Below are 17,384 nucleotides of genomic sequence, written 5' to 3' on the forward strand. Positions count from 1 at the left end.
CTCGCCCGCGCGACCTCTCGCCCTCACCGCGAGAATTGCCTTACCGCGTGAGAATGCTGCTGGCAGCGCCATTCTCCCGCGGTAAGGCAATTCTCGGGCAGTAGCGCGGCAGTAGCGGCGCGTGGTGGTCACTCCACGAGCAGCGCGGGCTCCTCGAGGATCGAGGCCACGTCGGCGACGAAGCGGCTCATGCCGTCGCCGTCGACCACGCGGTGATCGAAGGAGCCGGCGACCGTGGACACCCAGCGCGGACGCACCTCGCCGTCGACGACCCAGGGCTTCTGCGCGATCGTGCCCATGGCCACGATGCCGGCCTCGCCGGGGTTGATGATCGGGGTGCCGGCATCCATCCCGAACACGCCGATGTTGGTGATCGTGATCGTGCCGCCCTGCTGGTCGGCAGGGGTGGTCTTGCCCTCGCGGGCGGTGAGGGTCAGGCGGTTCAGCGCCCGGGCGAGGTCCTTCATGCTGAGGTCCTGCGCGTCCTTGATGTTCGGCACGAGCAGCCCGCGCGGTGTCGCCGCGGCGATGCCGAGGTTCACGTAGTGGCGCACGGCGATCTCCGCACCGTCGTCGGTGTCGACCCACGCGGCGTTCACCATCGGTGTGCGGCGGGCCGCCCAGATCACCGCGCGCGCCATGATCAGCAACGGCGAGACGCGGATGTCCGCGAAGTCGGGCGAGGCCTTCAGCCGCTTGACGAGCTCCATGGTGCGGGTGGCGTCGATCTCCTTCCACACCGTCACGTGCGGGGCGGAGTATGCGCTGCGCACCATCGCCGACGACGTCGCCTTGCGGACGCCCTTGACCGGAATGGACTCGGTGCGCTCCGGATCGGAGCCCGGCTGGCTGCCGCGCGACAGGCCGACCGGCCCTGCGACGGGCTCGGCGACCGGCAGCGTCTCGTCGCGCACGGCGCCCCACTCCGGGGTCTCGATGTTGCGGAACACGCTCGCCTGCTCGGCGTGCCCGACGACATCCTCCCGGGTGACCTCTCCATCCGCACCGGTCGCGGTGACCTCGGTCAGATCGACACCCAGATCGCGGGCGAGCTTGCGGATCGGCGGCTTCGCGATCACCCCCACCGAGGAGCGCACCTGACGCTCGGCCGGACGCTTGCGCCTCGAGGTCGCGCCGCCGCCGGTGCCGTACCCGACGAGCACCGATCCGCCGCCCTCCTCCACCGCGGGCGCCGCCGGTGCGGGGACCGCTGGGGCGGCATCCGCACTCACGAAGGTGATGATCGGCGCTCCGACCTCCACGGTGACGCCCTCGGCGACGAGGATCTCGCCGACCGTGCCGGCGTGCGGCGAGGGCAGCTCGACGAGCGACTTGGCCGTCTCGATCTCGCAGATGACGTCGTTGATCGCCACGGTGTCTCCCGGTGCGACCTTCCAGCTGACGATCTCGGCCTCGGTGAGGCCCTCGCCGACGTCGGGAAGGGTGAAGGTCTGAGTGGTCATGGCGAGTCCTTTCGACTACGCGAGGTTCACAACTCCGGAGATCCGATGCCCACAGTGCCGGAATCGAGGTGAAGGGGGAAGTTCATGGACGCTTTTCCGGAGTTGTGAACGCGGGGGAAGGATCAGTAGGCGAGCGAGCGGTCGACGGCTTCCAGGATGCGGTCGGCATCCGGAAGGTAGGCGCCCTCGAGCTTGGCGGGTGGGAAGGGCACGTCGAACCCCGAGACGCGCAGCACCGGTGCCTCGAGCGCGTAGAACGCGCGCTCCATGACGGTCGCGGCGATCTCACCGCCCACGCTGGTGTTGCCTGGCGCCTCCTGCGCGTAGACCATCCGTCCGGTGGAGCGCACCGAGTCGAGGATGGGTCCATAGTCCACGGGCGAGAGGGAGCGCACGTCGACGACCTCGCAGCTGGTGCCCTCGGCCTCGGCGAGCGCGGCGGCCTGCAGCAGAGTCGTCACCATCGCGCCGTGGCCGACGAGGGTCACGTCCGTGCCGCGGCGGACGATGCGCGAGGCGTGCAGCGGGGCGGCGGATGCGTCGAGCTCCACCTCGCCCTTGGGCCAGTAGCGGCTCTTGGGCTCGAGGAAGATCACAGGGTCGTTCGAGGCGATGGCCTCCTGGATCATCCAGTAGGCATCGTTCGGCGTCGACGGCGACACCACCCGCAGCCCCGGGGTGTGCGCGAAATACGCCTCGGGGCTCTCCTGATGGTGTTCGACGGCGCCGATGTGGCCGCCGTAGGGGATGCGGATGACGATCGGCATCGACAACGCGCCCTCGTGGCGGTTGGTCATCTTCGCCAGCTGCGAGGTGATCTGGTCGAACGCGGGGAACACGAACCCGTCGAACTGGATCTCGCAGACCGGGCGGAATCCCGCCATGGCGAGACCGATCGCGGTGCCGACGATCCCGGACTCGGCGAGCGGGGTGTCCAGCACGCGCCGGTCGCCGAACTCGGCCTGCAGACCCTCGGTGACCCGGAACACGCCGCCGAGCCGGCCGATGTCCTCGCCCATCATCAGCACGCGCGGGTCGTCCTGCATGGCCTTGCGGAGCCCTGCGTTCAGCGCCTTCGACAGCGGCATCGTCTCGAGAGTCACGCGGCGCCTCCTTCGAACGAGGCCTCGTAGTCGTCCAGCCAGGCGCGCTGCTCCTGGACGAGCGGATGCGGTTCGCTGTACACGTGGTCGAACATGAGGTTCCGGGGTGGAGAGGTGAGCTCGACGGTGCGCGCGCGCAGGTCTTCGGCGGCGTCCGCCGCCTCGGCCTGGATGTCGGCGAAGAGCGCGTCGGATGCTCCCCTGTTGCGCAGGAATGCCTCCATCCGCGCGATCGGGTCGCGCAGGGCCCAGGACTGCTCCTCGTCGGAGCCGCGGTACTTGGTCGGGTCGTCGCTGGTGGTGTGCGCGCCCATCCGGTACGTGACCGCCTCGATCGCGCGGGGCCCGGCGCCGCCGCGCGCCTCGTCGAGCAGGGTGCGTGAGACGGCGTAGCTGGCGAGCACGTCGTTGCCGTCGACGCGCACGCTCGGGATGCCGTAGCCGGCGCCTCGGCCGACCAGCGGCACCTTCGACTGAGTCTGCACGGGCACCGAGATGGCCCAGTGGTTGTTCTGCAGGAAGAAGACGACCGGGGCGTCGTAGCTGGCGGCGAAGACCATCGCCTCGTGCACGTCGCCCTGGCTGGAGGCGCCGTCGCCGTAGTAGACGACCACGGCCTCGTCGCGGTCGACGTCTCCGGAGCTGGTCCTGCCGTCGAAGGCGAGACCCATGGCGTAGCCGGCGGCGTGCAGTGTCTGCGACGCCAGCACCAGCGTGTAGATGCGGGTGTTGCCGTTCTTCGGGTCGGTCGGGTCCCAGCCGCCGTGCGAGGTGCCGCGCATGATCTTGATGATGTCGAGCGGGTCGACGCCGCGGATGCGGGTGACGGCGTGCTCGCGGTAGGAGGGGAAGAGCGTGTCCTGCGTGCGCGCGGCGCGCGCCGAGCCGACCTGGGCGGCCTCCTGACCGCGGCTCGGCGGCCACAGGGCCAGCTGTCCCTGCCGCTGCAGGTTGGTGGCCTGGGTGTCGATCGCGCGGATGACCACCATGTCGCGGTGGAACTGCTCGAGATCGCTGTCGGGAAGTGCGTCGATCAGCGGCAGATACTGCTCGGCGGCCGCGGAAGGAGCGAAGGATCCATCCGCATCCAGGATGCGGACCAGGGGTGTCTCGGTCGAAGTCACGGCTCCACGCTACCCACGCCCGCATGCCACGTCACGCATAGCTCGGGGGCCCTAGTACCTGCTCGGAATGCGGACTTCCGAGCGTGCTCAGCGGCCGTGCGCCTGGGCCAGCCGTTCCAGTGCGTCGGCGATCGCACGGCGCGGTGCGGCGAGGTTCATGCGCTCGAAGCCCTCGCCCTCGGGGCCGAACATGGCACCCTCGTCGAAGAACACCAGGGCGTCCTGCTGATGCAGGCGCTCCAGCTCCTCGGCGGTCAGGCCCAGTGCACGGAAGTCCATCCACTGCAGGTACGTGCCCTCCAGGTCGTGGACGACGACCTCGGGCATCCGCTCGGCCAGGAAGGACCGGACCAGTTCATGGTTGCCGTGCACCAGATCGATGAGCCCGTCGAGCCAGCCGCCGGCCTTGGTGTACGCCAGCCGGCACGCCTGGAACCCCAGTGCGTTCAGGGTGAAGAAGCCGGTGCGCCGCTGCTCGGCCGCGTACTTCTCGCGCAGACCCTCATCGCTGATGACGATGTTGCTGGTCGCCATGCCGGCGAGGTTGAACGTCTTGCTGGGCGCCGTGCAGATGATGCTCCGCGCCGCCGCGTCCTCGTTCAGGGTGGAGAAGACGGTGTGCTGGATGCCGGGCATCAGCAGGTCGAAGTGGATCTCATCGCTGATCACCGTGAGATCGTTGTCGCGCGCGATGCGCCAGATCGCCTCGAGCTCGGCGTGCTCCCAGACGCGTCCGGTGGGGTTGTGCGGGCTGCAGAACAGCAGCGCGGTGGTCCGCGGGTCGGCGGCCTTCTCCGCGAGATCGTCCAGGTCGATCCGCCAGCGGCCGTCGCGCAGGACGAGCGGGTTGCGCACGACCACGCGGTCGTTGCCCTCGATGGCGCCGAAGAAGGGGTAGTACGCGGGGGTCTGCACGATCACGCCGTCGCCGGGGGCTGTCACGGCTCGGACGGCCGTGTTGAACGCCGGCACCACACCCGGCGCCAGCAGGATGTGCTCGCGGTCGACGCTCCAGCCGTGCCGCTCGCGGAACCATCCGGTCACGGCATCCCAGTAGTCATCGGTCGCGACGGTGTAGCCGAGCACCGCGTCCTGCAGGTGCTCGTGCAGGCCGTCGATGATCTCGGGCGCGAGTTTGAGGTCGAGGTCGGCGACCGAGAACGGCGAGATGCCGGCAGGCACCGCGGGGTTCACCGTGCGCATGTGCTCCCACTTGGCCGCGCCGGTTCCGGTGCGATCGACGGTGGTCTCGAAGTCGTATGCACGCGTCTCGGTCATGCCCCGAACTCCCGGGCGACCCACAGCACGCGGTCGATCGACTCCTCCTCGCCGACGGAGATGCGGATGCCGTCGCCGGAGAACGGGCGCACGACGAGGTCGGCGTTGCCGAAGGCGTCGGCGGCCGCGTCGGTGCGCTCGCCGGTGGGCAGCCACACGAAGTTCGCCTGCGAGTCGGGCACGTCCCACCCCCCGGCGCGCAGTCCCTCGATCAGGCGGGTGCGTCGCTCGACGATGACGTCGACGCGTGCGAGGAGCTCCTGCTCGGCGTCCAGGCTCGCGATCGCGGCGCGCTCTGCGGCACTGGTGACCGAGAGCGGGATGCCGGTGGTGCGGGCGGCGTCCAGCACGCTCGGGTGCCCGATCGCATAGCCGACCCGGAGCCCCGCAAGACCGTACGCCTTGGAGAAGGTGCGCAGCACGACCACATTGGGGTGCTGCTCGAAGATGCGCTCGGTCAGCCCGTCGACGGCATCCGGGGCGGTGACGAACTCGGCGTACGCCTCGTCGAGGATTACCAGGACGTCCTGCGGGACGCGAGCCACGAACGCCGCGAACTCGGCGCTGGTGACGATCGGGCCCGTCGGGTTGTTGGGCGTGCAGACGATGATCACGCGGGTGCGGTCGGTGACGGCATCCGCCATCGCGTCGAGATCGTGCCGCGCGCCGGGCGCGAGCGGGACCTGGATGCCGGTGGCACCGGCGACCAGGGGCAGGCTGGGGTACGCCTCGAAGGAGCGCCAGGCGTAGATGACCTCGTCGCCCACCGTCGACGTTCCCAGCACGAGCTGGTGCAGGATCGACACGCTGCCGGACGCGACGTGCACGGCGTCGGGGTCCACGCCGTAGCGCTCTCCGAGCCGGGCGCGCAGCGCCCCTGCCGTGGCGTCCGGATACCGGTTGATCGGGGCCGTGTGCGCGAGCGCCTCGAGCACCGAGGGGAGCGGCTCGAAGGGGTTCTCGTTGCTGGAGAGCTTGAAGGCGTTCGCGCCGGCCTGCCTGCCCTGCCGGTAGGGCGGCAGCGCGGCGATCTCGGGGCGGATGCGGGGCAGCGTTGGCTCGGTCACGGAATCAGTCTAGGAGCCGGGCGCCACCCAGCGGCTCAGACGATTCGGGGATGCTCCGTGACCCCGGGGCGTACGCATGGGAGACTGTCGGAACTATGCGCTTCATCATCCGCGTCGTCATCAACGCCTTCGCCATCTGGGTGGTCACGCTGATTCCCGTGCTCGGAATCGCCGTGCGCCCGTTCGCGCCCGGTGAGACCCTGCAGCTGGTGCTCACCCTGCTGGCCGTCGCCGCGATCTTCGCCCTGGTCAACTCGATCATCGGCACGATCATCAAGATCGTCGCGTTCCCGCTCTACATCCTCACGCTGGGGCTCATCTCCTTCGTCATCAACGGCTTCCTGCTGTGGCTCACCGCCTGGATCACCAGTGGCTTCGGCTGGGGCCTGAGCGTCGAGTCGTTCTGGTGGGGCGTCGTCGCCGCGATCGTGATCTCGATCATCAACGCCGTGCTCGGGGCGATCCTGCGACCGCAGGCGAAGAAGCGCCGCTGAGGCGCGCGACGCCACGGCAGCAGCTCACTCCCGACTGGCGGCGAACTCCCGCCGTTCGACCTGCGACGCCTGCACGAGCTCGTCGAAGAAGTCCCGCCTCAGCGCGTCGACCCGTGGGTCGCCGGATCGGCCGGCCATGTCGGCGGTCTTCAGGTACTCCTCGAAGTCGTGCGGGGTGACGGGATTCGCATCCCGTTCGGGTTCCCTCATCACCTCGAAGCTCTCCGGCGACCCCGTGCCGCCCTCTGCGCCGCCCTCTGCGAGGTTCGAGACGATGTCGCCGCGGTGCCGGATATCGACCAGGGTCTGATCGGCGGCGAGCGACGGCTGCGTCGGATCGCCCGCCACGATCACTGTGCTCGTCTCGTAGGGGCTGTCCATCGCGATGAACGAGGCGATCTCCGCCCCCTGCGAGTAGCCCACGAGGTCCACCTGATCGCCCGGCTCGGCGCCCACGGTCGCCAGCGCATGCAGCACCGCCTGCTGAGACGCCGCCCGCTCGCGCTGCAGGTACATGTCGATGTTCGAGCCCATGTCCCACGGCTCGGACGTGCCCGGCTTCACGGTGCGGGTGCCGTCGATGTAGGCGACGAATCGGGTGCCGCCATCCCTCATCGTGTATTTCTCGACGGCCACCTGTCCGGCGCCGTGATAGGGGATGCGGCTGATGGCCTCGGTGAGGTTCACGGGCGCTGCCGTCGTGGTCCTCGAGATCTGTCGCACGGTGACCCGCGGCGCAGGACCCCGCAGCGCGGCACCGAACGGCAGGACGCCGAAGCCGCGTCGAGCAGCCTCCCCCGACGCGACGGTCATCAGCGTCTCCGTCGGTTTCGCGCCGAGCAGCCCGCTGGCGACCATCCCCGTGCCGCGCAGCGCGAAGGGCGAGAAGACGGCGCTCACGGCTCCGAGCAGTCCCCCCGCGAGCCCGAGGCGGCGATCGAGCGGCTGATCCACGGCACCGTCGACGCGCAGCCGCGCCCATCGCGACTCGGTCCACACCACCGACTCCGCGACCGTCGGCAGCGCCAGGAGCTCATCGATCCGTGGCTGCAGTGCCGCGGCGGATTCGGGACGATCGATGCCGAGCGCCTCCTGCTGCGCCCGCAGCTCGATGACCTCGAACGTGTCGGCCATCATCACGGTCCCCCTCGACGCCTCATCGACCTGTCGCCCCAGGCCGGCCAGACGCTCGATGCACGCCGGGATGCCGGCATCCCCCACCCGGCGTTCGACGTCGGGTGCCTCCGCCAGCTCGGCACGGGCGCTCCCCAGACGATCCCTCGCCTCTGCGAGCTGTCTCGAGACCTGGTCGAGCCGCGCGGCGATGTCGCGCAGCGCCGAGGAGTCCACGGCGATGGCACCGCCGGAGGTGATCGTCACCTCATCGCTCATGCACCGATCCCCCTCTCCACCTCGGCGCCCGCCCGCCGCACCTCCGACAATTCGCCGCCGATGGCGCTGTTCAGCTCGTCGAGCGCGTCGCGCAGCGCCCGCGGTCCGAGGCCGTCGTTCCGCCACCGCGATTGCGCGCTCAGCTCGGCGGTCAGCGCGCCCGCGGCACTGAGCGCGTCCGCCGCCGCGTCGATCCGACGCACCGCGAGGAGCGCCCGCCAGATCTGATCGGATGCCGGCGGCTCGGCCGCTGTGATCGCGTACATGCCTCCAGCGTGCGCCGCACACGGCATCGGCTCGGCCTCGGATGGCACTCCCTGTGGACAATTGTCGGCACCGAACGATTGGGGACGGAAGTGGATACCGGCACAATGGGACTGTGACCCGCCCGGATCCCTTCCGCGTCATCTTCGTCTGCACGGGCAACATCTGCCGCTCGCCGATGGCCGAAGTGGTGTTCCGCGCGCTCGCAGAACAGCGCGGACTGGGCTCCCGGATCGTGTCCCGCAGCGCCGGAACCGGCGACTGGCATCTCGGAGAGCGCGCCGACGCCCGCACCCTGGAATCCCTCGAACGTCACGGCTACGACGGGTCACAGCATCGGGCGAAGCAGTTCAGCGCGGCCTCCTTCGCCGACAACGACCTGATCGTCGCCCTCGATCGCACCCACGAGCGCATCCTGCGCGCCTGGGCGCGCTCCGAGGACGACGAGGGCAAGGTCACCCTGCTGCGGGCGTACGATCCGCACGCGTCCAGCATGGACGTGCCCGACCCCTACTACGCAGGCCCGGAGATGTTCGATTCGGTGCTGGCTATGATTGAGACCGCGACGCGTGGCCTGTTCTCCCAGCTCGAGCCCGCCGTGCGCGCCCCCCATCCCACGCTCCGCGCGATGCGGCGCCCCGATCAGGAGGATCTCCCCTGACTTCTCAGCCCTCGCCCTCGCTTCCTCCGCTTCCGGCTCAGCCGCTCAGCCCGCTCGACGGCCGCTACCGCGCCTCCGTCACGGGCCTGGCGGATTACCTCTCGGAGGCCGGTCTGAACCGCGCCCGCGTCGAGGTGGAGGTGGAGTGGCTCATCGCGCTGACCGATCGCTCCCTGTTCGGGACGTCGCCACTGCCGGATGCCGACAAGCAGCGCCTGTGTGCGCTCTACCGTGACTTCGGGCAGGCCGAGATCGACTGGCTCGCCGACAAGGAGGCGGTCACCCGCCACGATGTGAAGGCCGTCGAGTACCTGGTCCGCGATCGTCTGGCGACCCTGGGCCTGGACTCGATCGCCGAGCTGACGCACTTCGCGTGCACCAGCGAGGACATCAACTCGGCCTCCTACGCGCTGACCGTCAAGCGGGCGGTCGAGGGTGTGTGGCTGCCGGCCCTGGACGGCGTGATCGCCAAGCTGCGCGAACTGGCCGTCGAGCACGCGGATGCCGCCATGCTGTCCCGCACGCACGGGCAGCCGGCCACCCCGTCCACGATGGGCAAGGAGCTCGCCGTCTTCGCCTGGCGCCTGGAGCGGGTGCGCAGCCGCATCGCCGCATCCGAGTACCTGGCGAAGTTCTCCGGCGCGACCGGCACCTGGTCGGCGCACCTGTCCGCCGATCCCGACGTCGACTGGCCGCAGGTGTCCCGCGAGTACATCGAGGGTCTCGGCATCGACTTCAACCCGCTGACCACCCAGATCGAGTCGCACGACTGGCAGGTCGAGCTGTACGACCACGTACGGCACGCCGGCGGCATCCTGCACAACCTCGCCACCGACATCTGGACCTACATCTCGCTCGGCTACTTCGCGCAGATCCCCGTCGCGGGGGCCACCGGCTCCTCGACGATGCCGCACAAGATCAACCCGATCCGCTTCGAGAACGCCGAGGCGAACCTCGAACTGTCCGGCGCGCTGCTGAACTCGCTGTCACAGACGCTGGTCACCTCGCGGATGCAGCGGGACCTGACCGATTCGACGACGCAGCGCAACATCGGCGTGGCGTTCGGGCACTCGCTGCTCGCGCTGGACAACCTGCGCCGCGGGCTGGATGCCATCTCGCTCTCGCGCGACGTGCTGCTCGATGACCTCGACCACAACTGGGAGGTTCTGGCCGAGGCCATCCAGACCGTCATCCGTGCGGAGGTCGTCGCCGGCCGCTCCACCATCACGGACCCGTACGCGCTGCTGAAGGACCTCACCCGCGGGCACCGCGTGGGTGCGGCCGAGCTGGCGGAGTTCGTCGAGGGTCTGGAGATCGGGGATGCCGCGAAGCAGCGTCTGCTGGCGCTGACCCCCGCCACCTACACCGGCCTCGCCGAGCAGCTCGCCCGCTGAGCCCCGGGGCGCGGCCCGTCGCCGCCCCTTCACCCGGACGGCCTGCGCTCGTGCGTGCCCCGCCCGGCTCCTCTCAGAGATGGAAAGGGCGGGTCCGAGGGGCGGCGCACCGGCGTTTTCCATCCGCGGTCGTCGGCTGCGGATGGAAAACGCGGGCAGGAGGGCCCGCCGACCGACGTTATCCATCTCTGCGACCGCGCACGCAGGGGCCGGGGCGCCCGCGCACGCGGAGGCCGGGCGACGGCGCGCGGTCAGTCGGGGGCGACCGCGCCGTCGCGCGGCATGAACAGCACGACCACGAAGGTCAGGACGGCGGCGATGGCCGCACCCACGAACACCCACGTGGATGCCGCGATGATCGTGGCCGGATCCTGGGGTCCCGCGCCCTGTGCGATCACCGCATTCGAGATGGCACCCAGCACCGCGACGCCCACCGCGCTGCCCGCCGAGCGCGCGAACGCGTTCATTCCGGTCACGACGCCGCGCTCGCCCCAGCCGACCGAGGCCTGCGCGGCGATGAGGCTCGGCGCGGAGGTCCACCCCAGTCCGAACCCCAGAAGGAACGCGAGTCCGGCCACCGTGAACGGGCTCGGCCAGGGGCCCGTCAGCGCGAGGCCGGCTGCGGCGATGGTCGCGATACCCATTCCCAGCATCGCGGTGCGTCGGAAGCCGATGCGCAGGTACAGCCGCCCGGACACCCCTGAGGCGATCGGCCAGCCCACGGTGAGGGCGGCGACGGCGAGGCCCGAGAGCAGCGGCACGATGCCGAGCGAGCCCTCCAGGTAGGCCGGCGCGAAGCTCGTGACGCCGATCAGCAGAGCGCCGACGCCGAACGAGGCGATGGTCGTGGTGAGGATCAGCCGACGGGAGATGAGCGTGAAGTCGATGATCGGCTCGGCCGTGCGGCGTTCCACGAGCGCGAAGGCGATGAGCGCGAGCGCCCCGCCTCCGAAGCAGATCGCGCTGGGCACCGAGACCCACGCCCAGGCGTCGTCGCCCTCCAGCAGCCCGAGGATGATGCCGGTGAGGCCGACGGTGAGCAGCGCCGCCCCCGCGAAGTCGATGCGGTGCCGGCGGGTCTGCTTCTCCTCCCGATAGTGCGTCAGGAGCATCCACGCGGCGAGCGCGCACAGCGGCACGTTGACGAAGAAGATCCAGCGCCAGGCGTCCAGCTGCGAGAAGATGCCGCCGAGTGCCGGCCCGACGACCGACGAGATCGCCCAGACGCTCGCGATGTAGCCCTGCACCTTGGCGCGTTCCGCGACCGTGTAGATGTCTCCGACGATCGTCATCGACATCGGCGCGACCGCACCGGCGCCGAGTCCCTGCACGATGCGGAACAGGATCAGCCACATCATGCTGCCGGCGAGACCGCAGAGCACCGAGCCGATCAGGAACAGGGCGATGCCGATCATGATGATCGGCTTGCGGCCCACGGTGTCGGCGAAGCGGGAGTAGATCGGCACGCTCACGGCCTGCGCCAGCAGGTACACCGAGAACAGCCACGGGAACTGCTGGTAGCCGCCGAGGTCGCGCACGATGCTCGGCACGGCCGTGGCGAGGATGGTCGCGTCGATCGCGATCAGCCCGGTGGAGAGCATGAGCGCTCCGAGAACGGGTCCGCGTGCCGATCGCAATCCGACGGAAGCGCGATCGACGGAAGTGGCCATGGCAATGACAAGCACCCGATGATTCCGAATATTCCCGGACCGCTCCATCGCCGACACGAGACCTCGCCGCCGGGCACGGGCGCTCGGCGACATCCGGTGACCAGCGCTGGCGCCCCGTCTCGCGGTCGGGGATGCTGGAGCGAGGAGGTGCGGCATGACACGGATACTCGCCGGCGCGGCGCTCCTGCTCGCGCTCACCCTCACCGCCTGCACGTCGCCGCCCGACACCCTCCAGGAGGAGACCGTCACTCTGGCGTCGGGCCTGGACGCGCCCTGGTCGGTGGTGCGCCTGGACGACGGCGGCGCGGTCATCTCGCAGCGCGATGACGGCAGGGTGCTCGAACTGACGGCATCCGGTGATCTGCGCGAGGCCGGCACGGTTCCGGGGGTCGTCTCCGGCGGCGAGGCCGGGCTGAACGGACTCGCCGTCCGCGAGGCCGACGGCATCCGCTGGCTGTACGCGTATCACGCCACCGACGGCGACAACCGGGTGGTGCGGATGCCGCTCACCGGCGACCCGGGATCGCTGACCCTGGACATCGACCGGCTGGAGACGGTGATCGACGGCATCCCGCACGCCGCCACGCACAACGGCGGGCGGATCGCCTTCGGTCCGGACGGGATGCTGTACATCGGCACGGGAGACGCCGGGCAGCGGGAGCACGCCCGCGACCCGGACTATCTCGGCGGGAAGATCCTGCGGGTGACTCCCACGGGCGAGCCCGCACCGGGCAACCCGTTCGGCACCGCGGTGTACTCGCTCGGGCACCGCAACGTGCAGGGGCTGGCGTGGGACAGCTCGGGCACGATGTGGGCGAGCGAGTTCGGGCAGGACACCTGGGACGAACTGAATCGCATCCGTCCTGGCGGCGACTACGGCTGGCCCGACCACGAGGGGAAGACCGGGGCGCCGGATGCCATCGACCCGGTGGCGGTGTGGGCGCCGGCGGAGGCCAGCCCCAGCGGCATCGCGGTGATCGACGACATGGTCTACATCGCCGGGCTGCGCGGTCAGCGCCTCTGGCTGTTCGATCCGTCGAGTCCGGACGTCGAGCCGTGGTCGTTCTTCCGCGAGGAGTTCGGACGCCTGCGCGATGTCATCCCCGGACCGGACGGCACGTTCTGGGTGCTGACGAACAACACCGATGGGCGCGGACAGCCCGGCGACGGCGATGACCGGCTCCTCCAGCCGGCGCTGCCGGAGGGCTGAGCTCCGCCGTGGCGGGTCAGACCTCGCCCGGCTTCTCCGGCGCGGGCGCCTCGGGATCGGACGCCTCCGCGTTCGTCGGCGAGGAGGACGCCGCGGTCCCGCCGGCGGACTTCTTCCTGTCCTCCGCGTCGTAGAGCACCGGCCGGTCGATGGTCTTGGTGACGTCCGCGGGGTTGACGGCGAGCATCAGCATCGCCAGGCCCAGCAGGGTCACGATGAACGCGATCCCGCCAACGACCAGGCCCAGGCTGACGGGCGGGAGGTCCTCGTACGTTCCGCGCGCGAGTGCGGTGTTGACGCGGGAGGTGAAGGCGCCGGTGGAGACCATCGTCACCACGGCGGCGAAGACACCGCAGCCCAGGGCGATGCCCACGAGGTGCAGCGGCCGCAGGATCTCGCGTCGGGTGGGCTTGTCGTCGGTCATGCGTGTCCTCCCTCTGCCAGGCGGTCGCCGCCGGCATCCGTACGGGCCTGCGCCTGCACGGCCTTCTTCGCGTTGGGGGTGAACCCGGCGATGCCCTGGAGCACGGCGACGATCGCGGCGTAGCCGCCGAAGGTCCCGACTCCCAGGATGATGCCGGTGAGCACCATGGTCTCGCCCTGCGGCGTCATGTACTCGTGCACGAGCCCTGCGGGGATGACCAGCAGCAGCACGGCGAGCAGCAGTCCGGCGCCTCCCGTGATCACGGCGTCGCGTGCACCATCGGCGCCTGTGAAGCGGATGCCGGCGATGAGTTCGACGAGCCCGGTCACCGCGGCCCAGACGATGACGACCACGAAGAAGAGCGTGACCGAGCGCAGCGAGGGGATGCTGGCGGCCATGCCGAGCACGAACGAGACGCCGCTCATGATCAGCGCAGGCCAGCGCCGAGTCCCGCGGTGCACGAGGATCGCGGCGAGCAGGAGGACCAGGGCGGTGGCGATCGCGAATCCACCGAACACCGACAGGCCGACAGTGGCGGAGTGGTCGGGGGAGAACGTGATCATCAGGGCCGCGACGGCCGCCAGGACGGCGCGGGTCAACTGCACGTGACGGGCAGTGAACGTGAGGGGGGCGGCGGGCATGACAGTCCTCGGATCGGTGACCTGCCCAGTCTACGTCGCGACGCCTATGAGCCCGGTTCGATCGGGCGTGGGCGCGGGCCGCATCCGCGTTCTGCTCTGGGCGGAAGAGGTGGAAACGGGCCCGCGACCGTGCGTACCGTGAGCCATGGCCTCGATCCTCCCCTTCCCGCCCCGCACCCGCCGTGCGCCGGAACCGCTGTGGCGCGAGCTGCTCGGTGCCGAGCTGCGGCGTCGCCGCCACGAGCGCGGTGACACCCTCACCGAGACCGCGGATGCCGCCGGCATCTCCCCGCAGTATCTGTCCGAGATGGAGCGAGGGGTCAAGGAGCCGTCGAGCGAGATGATCGCAGCCGTCGCGGGCGCGCTGGAGACGTCGCTGCTCGAACTCGTCGGCTCGGTGGCGGACGGGCTCCAGCCGGCCGACGCCGCGCCGGGCGCCACGGGCGGCGCGTTCTCTCTGGCGGCCTGAGGCGCCGGCATCCGGGGCGGCGCGACCGCCCGCGGCCGACCCGCACGGTCACCGCGGCGCGAGCACCTGATCGATGAGCCCGTACTCGCGGGCCGACTCGGCGGTGAACACGCGGTCGCGGTCGGTGTCGGCGCGCAGCGTCTCGACGGTTCGTCCGGTGTGAAGGGCGAGCACCTGCTCCATCTCGGCGCGCACCCGCACCACCTCGTCGGCGGCGAGGATGAGATCGGGCACGGCGCCGCGGGTCTGCGCGGCGGGCTGATGCAGCACGATCCTGGCGTGCGGCAGGGCCGAACGCATGCCGGGCGCTCCGGAGGCCACGAGCAGAGCACCCACGCCGATCGCCTGGCCGACGCAGGTCGTCGTGACCCGCGGCCGGATGTGCTGCATCGTGTCGTAGATCGCGAGCGCAGCGCTGGGGTCGCCGCCGGCGCAGTTGATCGAGAGCTGTACGTCAGCGTCCGGGCCGTCGGCATCCAGGTGCAGCAGCTGGGCGATGATCGTGTTCGCGACTCCGGCATCCACCTCGGTGCCGAGGTAGACGATCCGCTCCGACAGCAGGTGCGAGTAGACGTCCATGATGCGGTCGCCGCGCGGGTTCTGCGCGATGACATTGGGGATCGTGTAGCCGCTCATCGGGACTCCTCCATCGCGTCTGACTGGGCGGTCTCGCCGCCCAGTCCGATCCGTGTGCGGCGGTGCGGGAACACATCGGCGAGGGAGACGACGATGCCGTCGATGAAGCCGTAGTCGAGCGCCTCGTCGGCGGTGTACCAGTGGTCGTGCAGCGAGTCCTCGAACACGCGCTCGCGCGGCTGCCCGGTGTCGTCGGAGATGAGCCCGATCACGGTGTCGCGCATGTGGCGCAGATCATCGGCCTGCACCTCGATCTCGCCGGCGGAGCCGCCGATGCCGGACGAGCCCTGATGCAGCAGTATGCGGGAGTGCGCCAGCGCGCGGCGCTTGCCCCTCGTGCCTGCGGAGAGCAGGAACTGCCCGGCACTGCAGGCGAGACCCAGCGCGACGGTCGCGACGTCGTTGGGGATGGTGCGCATGATGTCCCGGATGCCGAGCATCGCCGGCACGGAGCCACCCGGCGAGTGGATCCACAGGGCGATGTCGGCCGCGGGGTCCTCGGCGGCCAGGCTGAGCAGCTGGGTCATGAGCAGGGTGCCGTTGTCGTCATCGAGGGGTCCGTCGAGCACGAGCACACGGTCGTGGAGCAGTGCGCGCCGGGCCTCGGCTCCGAACTGCGGAATGGACTTGTCTTCGGTCATGACTCCAGCGTGCGGCCGGCCGGGCGCTGGTGTCGCGGGGATCCGCCTGGGGCGGATCCGCCCTCGGCGGCGATCGGGCCCGTCGCCGACGTGGCAGAGCGGTCGTCGGTAACCTTGCATTGCAATACTTGCTATGCAAGGTTAAAGTGGACGCGTGACTGAGAACGCCGAGCGCATCGCCACGAATCTCCGCAAGGGAGTGCTGGAGTTCTGCGTGCTCGGACTTCTGGCCGCGAACGAGCGGTACGGCCTGGAGCTCGCATCCGAATTGCAGACGCGCGGCCTGATCGCGAGCGAGGGCAGCCTCTACCCGCTGCTCGCACGCATGCGGGAGGGCGGGCTCGTCGACACCCGCACCGAAGGGATCGGCGGAGGGCGGCCTCGCCGGTACTACACGATCACGGCCGCGGGCCGCGAGCAGCTCGACACGTTCGCCGCCGTCTGGCGCGCGATGGGCACCGAAGTCGACGCCATCATCGAGGGGACATCATGACGACGAAGGACGATTATCTGCGATCGGTGGAGCGGACGCTGAGCGACATCGCCCCGGAGCACCGCGCAGCCGTGCTCGAGGACCTGCGCGGACACTTCGAGGATGCCGAGGATGCCGGCCGGTCGGTCGACACGATCATCGGAAGCCTCGGGACGCCCCAGGAGATCGCGGACCGGGCCGTCGAGGAGTTCGGGTCGGATGCCGACGCAGGAGCCGTCCACGCGGAACGAGCCTGGCGCGTGCTCCAGGGCGCGGCCGTCGCGGTGGCGCTGGTGACGGGAATCGTCGTCGCGTTCATCCTGCCCAGCTATGGCGTCTCCTCCTCCGACTCGGTGACCTCGGACGGACTGCACACGGCAGAGCCCTCGGCGGGGACGATCTTCCAGCAGCTGGGACTGGCGATGGCGCTGGTCGCCCTGGTGCCCGCGCTCGTCGCGGCGGTACCACTGGCCGTGCCGCGGCGAGCGCGCGCAGCCACGGCGTCCGTCGCCGCCACCGTGCTCACGCTGATGGCGCTCGTGGGCGGCTTCACGCTGGGCGGGTTCTTCCTCCCGGTCGTGCTGCTGAGCTGGGCGTCGTTGATCGTGTGGGTTCGGCTGCGGGGCGCCGGCTTCGGCGGGCCGGCGCGCATCACCGGCGGTGCGCTGACGATCGCGCCCACGCTGCTGCTGCTCGCCGGGGCGGGGACCGGAGGAGCGTTCGACATCAGCGCGTGGGCGTGGCCGGTACTGGCGGCGATCGTGCTGCTCGCCGTGCTGATCGGCCTCGGCATCCGCTCAGCCGGGTGGCTGCTCGCCGCCGTCGGCCTCGTGATCCTCATCGGCGGTCTCGTCTCCGGCGGACTGCTGACCCTGCTGGTGATCTGGCTCGGCGGCTGGTGGCTGACCATCGGGCTGGCTCACGCTCTCACGGCATCCCGGCGGCCCTGATACCGCGCCGCCGCGGGGTGTCGGCCGGCGG

The 17,384-nt window shown here is 70.4% G+C and carries 19 protein-coding genes; 7 read left to right on the plus strand and 12 right to left on the minus strand.

The features are described 5' to 3' along the window. Window positions 1-128 precede the first annotated feature (128 nt). The 5 genes from ACFQY2_RS02410 to ACFQY2_RS02430 all read right to left on the minus strand — a co-directional run bounded on the left by ACFQY2_RS02410 (window position 129) and on the right by ACFQY2_RS02430 (window position 6,035). A complete protein-coding gene (locus ACFQY2_RS02410) occupies window positions 129-1,463 on the minus strand; it encodes a dihydrolipoamide acetyltransferase family protein (protein WP_378744018.1) in 1,335 nt (444 codons plus the stop codon). 122 nt (window positions 1,464-1,585) lie between these two features. Next, window positions 1,586-2,551 carry an alpha-ketoacid dehydrogenase subunit beta gene (locus ACFQY2_RS02415; RefSeq protein ID WP_378745010.1) on the minus strand — a complete coding sequence of 322 codons (966 nt, stop codon included), beginning with the start codon at window positions 2,549-2,551 and terminating at the stop codon, window positions 1,586-1,588. An 11-nt stretch (window positions 2,552-2,562) separates the two neighbouring features. Beyond that, on the minus strand, window positions 2,563-3,690 hold the full coding sequence (locus ACFQY2_RS02420) for a thiamine pyrophosphate-dependent enzyme (protein ID WP_378744019.1): 1,128 nt from the start codon (window positions 3,688-3,690) through the stop codon (window positions 2,563-2,565). A gap of 87 nt (window positions 3,691-3,777) precedes the next feature. Then, on the minus strand, window positions 3,778-4,968 hold the full coding sequence (locus tag ACFQY2_RS02425; protein WP_378744021.1) for a MalY/PatB family protein: 1,191 nt from the start codon (window positions 4,966-4,968) through the stop codon (window positions 3,778-3,780). Beyond that, on the minus strand, window positions 4,965-6,035 hold the full coding sequence (locus tag ACFQY2_RS02430) for a histidinol-phosphate transaminase (protein WP_378744022.1): 1,071 nt from the start codon (window positions 6,033-6,035) through the stop codon (window positions 4,965-4,967). The genes ACFQY2_RS02425 and ACFQY2_RS02430 overlap by 4 nt, the downstream gene beginning before the upstream one ends. Before the next feature lie 95 nt (window positions 6,036-6,130). Here ACFQY2_RS02430 and ACFQY2_RS02435 point away from each other — a divergent pair, with 95 nt between their 5' ends. Continuing rightward, window positions 6,131-6,529 carry a phage holin family protein gene (locus tag ACFQY2_RS02435; RefSeq protein ID WP_378744023.1) on the plus strand — a complete coding sequence of 133 codons (399 nt, stop codon included), beginning with the start codon at window positions 6,131-6,133 and terminating at the stop codon, window positions 6,527-6,529. A 24-nt stretch (window positions 6,530-6,553) separates the two neighbouring features. Here ACFQY2_RS02435 and ACFQY2_RS02440 read toward each other — a convergent pair whose 3' ends face one another. Both ACFQY2_RS02440 and ACFQY2_RS02445 read right to left on the minus strand, forming a co-directional pair. Beyond that, entirely contained in the window at window positions 6,554-7,921 is a 1,368-nt protein-coding gene (locus ACFQY2_RS02440; protein WP_378744024.1) for a hypothetical protein, read from the minus strand. Beyond that, the gene (locus ACFQY2_RS02445; protein ID WP_378744025.1) at window positions 7,918-8,187 is read right to left on the minus strand and encodes a hypothetical protein; all 270 of its coding nucleotides are present in this window, start codon (window positions 8,185-8,187) and stop codon (window positions 7,918-7,920) included. The genes ACFQY2_RS02440 and ACFQY2_RS02445 overlap by 4 nt, the downstream gene beginning before the upstream one ends. Window positions 8,188-8,363: 176 nt before the next feature. Here ACFQY2_RS02445 and ACFQY2_RS02450 point away from each other — a divergent pair, with 176 nt between their 5' ends. Then, complete coding sequence (locus tag ACFQY2_RS02450) at window positions 8,364-8,846, plus strand: low molecular weight protein-tyrosine-phosphatase (protein WP_378745011.1); 483 nt, start codon at window positions 8,364-8,366, stop codon at window positions 8,844-8,846. Next, window positions 8,843-10,240: an adenylosuccinate lyase gene (gene purB / locus ACFQY2_RS02455; protein ID WP_378745012.1), complete on the plus strand. Its 1,398-nt coding sequence runs from the start codon at window positions 8,843-8,845 to the stop codon at window positions 10,238-10,240. Before ACFQY2_RS02450 ends, purB begins: the two co-directional genes overlap by 4 nt. Window positions 10,241-10,491: 251 nt before the next feature. On the opposite strand, the gene ACFQY2_RS02460 is transcribed toward purB, so the two are convergent. Continuing rightward, window positions 10,492-11,910, minus strand: a complete 1,419-nt coding sequence (locus ACFQY2_RS02460) for an MFS transporter (RefSeq protein WP_378744026.1) — start codon at window positions 11,908-11,910, stop codon at window positions 10,492-10,494. Between the two features lie 154 nt (window positions 11,911-12,064). Between ACFQY2_RS02460 and ACFQY2_RS02465 the strand changes: the two genes are divergently transcribed. Next, window positions 12,065-13,120: a PQQ-dependent sugar dehydrogenase gene (locus ACFQY2_RS02465; RefSeq protein ID WP_378744027.1), complete on the plus strand. Its 1,056-nt coding sequence runs from the start codon at window positions 12,065-12,067 to the stop codon at window positions 13,118-13,120. Window positions 13,121-13,136: 16 nt separating this feature from the next. Here ACFQY2_RS02465 and ACFQY2_RS02470 read toward each other — a convergent pair whose 3' ends face one another. Further along, window positions 13,137-13,544, minus strand: coding sequence for a hypothetical protein (locus tag ACFQY2_RS02470; RefSeq protein ID WP_378744028.1), 408 nt, complete (start codon window positions 13,542-13,544; stop codon window positions 13,137-13,139). Further along, complete coding sequence (locus ACFQY2_RS02475; RefSeq protein ID WP_378744029.1) at window positions 13,541-14,185, minus strand: acyl-CoA synthetase; 645 nt, start codon at window positions 14,183-14,185, stop codon at window positions 13,541-13,543. Before ACFQY2_RS02475 ends, ACFQY2_RS02470 begins: the two co-directional genes overlap by 4 nt. Before the next feature lie 145 nt (window positions 14,186-14,330). Between ACFQY2_RS02475 and ACFQY2_RS02480 the strand changes: the two genes are divergently transcribed. Further along, window positions 14,331-14,654, plus strand: coding sequence for a helix-turn-helix domain-containing protein (locus tag ACFQY2_RS02480; protein ID WP_378744030.1), 324 nt, complete (start codon window positions 14,331-14,333; stop codon window positions 14,652-14,654). A gap of 48 nt (window positions 14,655-14,702) precedes the next feature. Here the strand turns inward: ACFQY2_RS02480 and ACFQY2_RS02485 are convergent, their stop codons facing one another. Next, window positions 14,703-15,290, minus strand: a complete 588-nt coding sequence (locus ACFQY2_RS02485; RefSeq protein WP_378744032.1) for a ClpP family protease — start codon at window positions 15,288-15,290, stop codon at window positions 14,703-14,705. Then, window positions 15,287-15,931 (minus strand): ClpP family protease, encoded by a 645-nt coding sequence (locus ACFQY2_RS02490; RefSeq protein WP_378744033.1) that lies wholly within the window; start codon window positions 15,929-15,931, stop codon window positions 15,287-15,289. Before ACFQY2_RS02490 ends, ACFQY2_RS02485 begins: the two co-directional genes overlap by 4 nt. 154 nt (window positions 15,932-16,085) lie before the next feature. Between ACFQY2_RS02490 and ACFQY2_RS02495 the strand changes: the two genes are divergently transcribed. Continuing rightward, a complete protein-coding gene (locus tag ACFQY2_RS02495; protein ID WP_378744034.1) occupies window positions 16,086-16,424 on the plus strand; it encodes a PadR family transcriptional regulator in 339 nt (112 codons plus the stop codon). Continuing rightward, complete coding sequence (locus tag ACFQY2_RS02500; protein ID WP_378744035.1) at window positions 16,421-17,353, plus strand: hypothetical protein; 933 nt, start codon at window positions 16,421-16,423, stop codon at window positions 17,351-17,353. The genes ACFQY2_RS02495 and ACFQY2_RS02500 overlap by 4 nt, the downstream gene beginning before the upstream one ends. Window positions 17,354-17,384 lie beyond the last annotated feature (31 nt).

Source organism: Microbacterium sp. GCM10027623, from assembly GCF_042666935.1.
Taxonomy (GTDB): domain Bacteria; phylum Actinomycetota; class Actinomycetes; order Actinomycetales; family Microbacteriaceae; genus Microbacterium.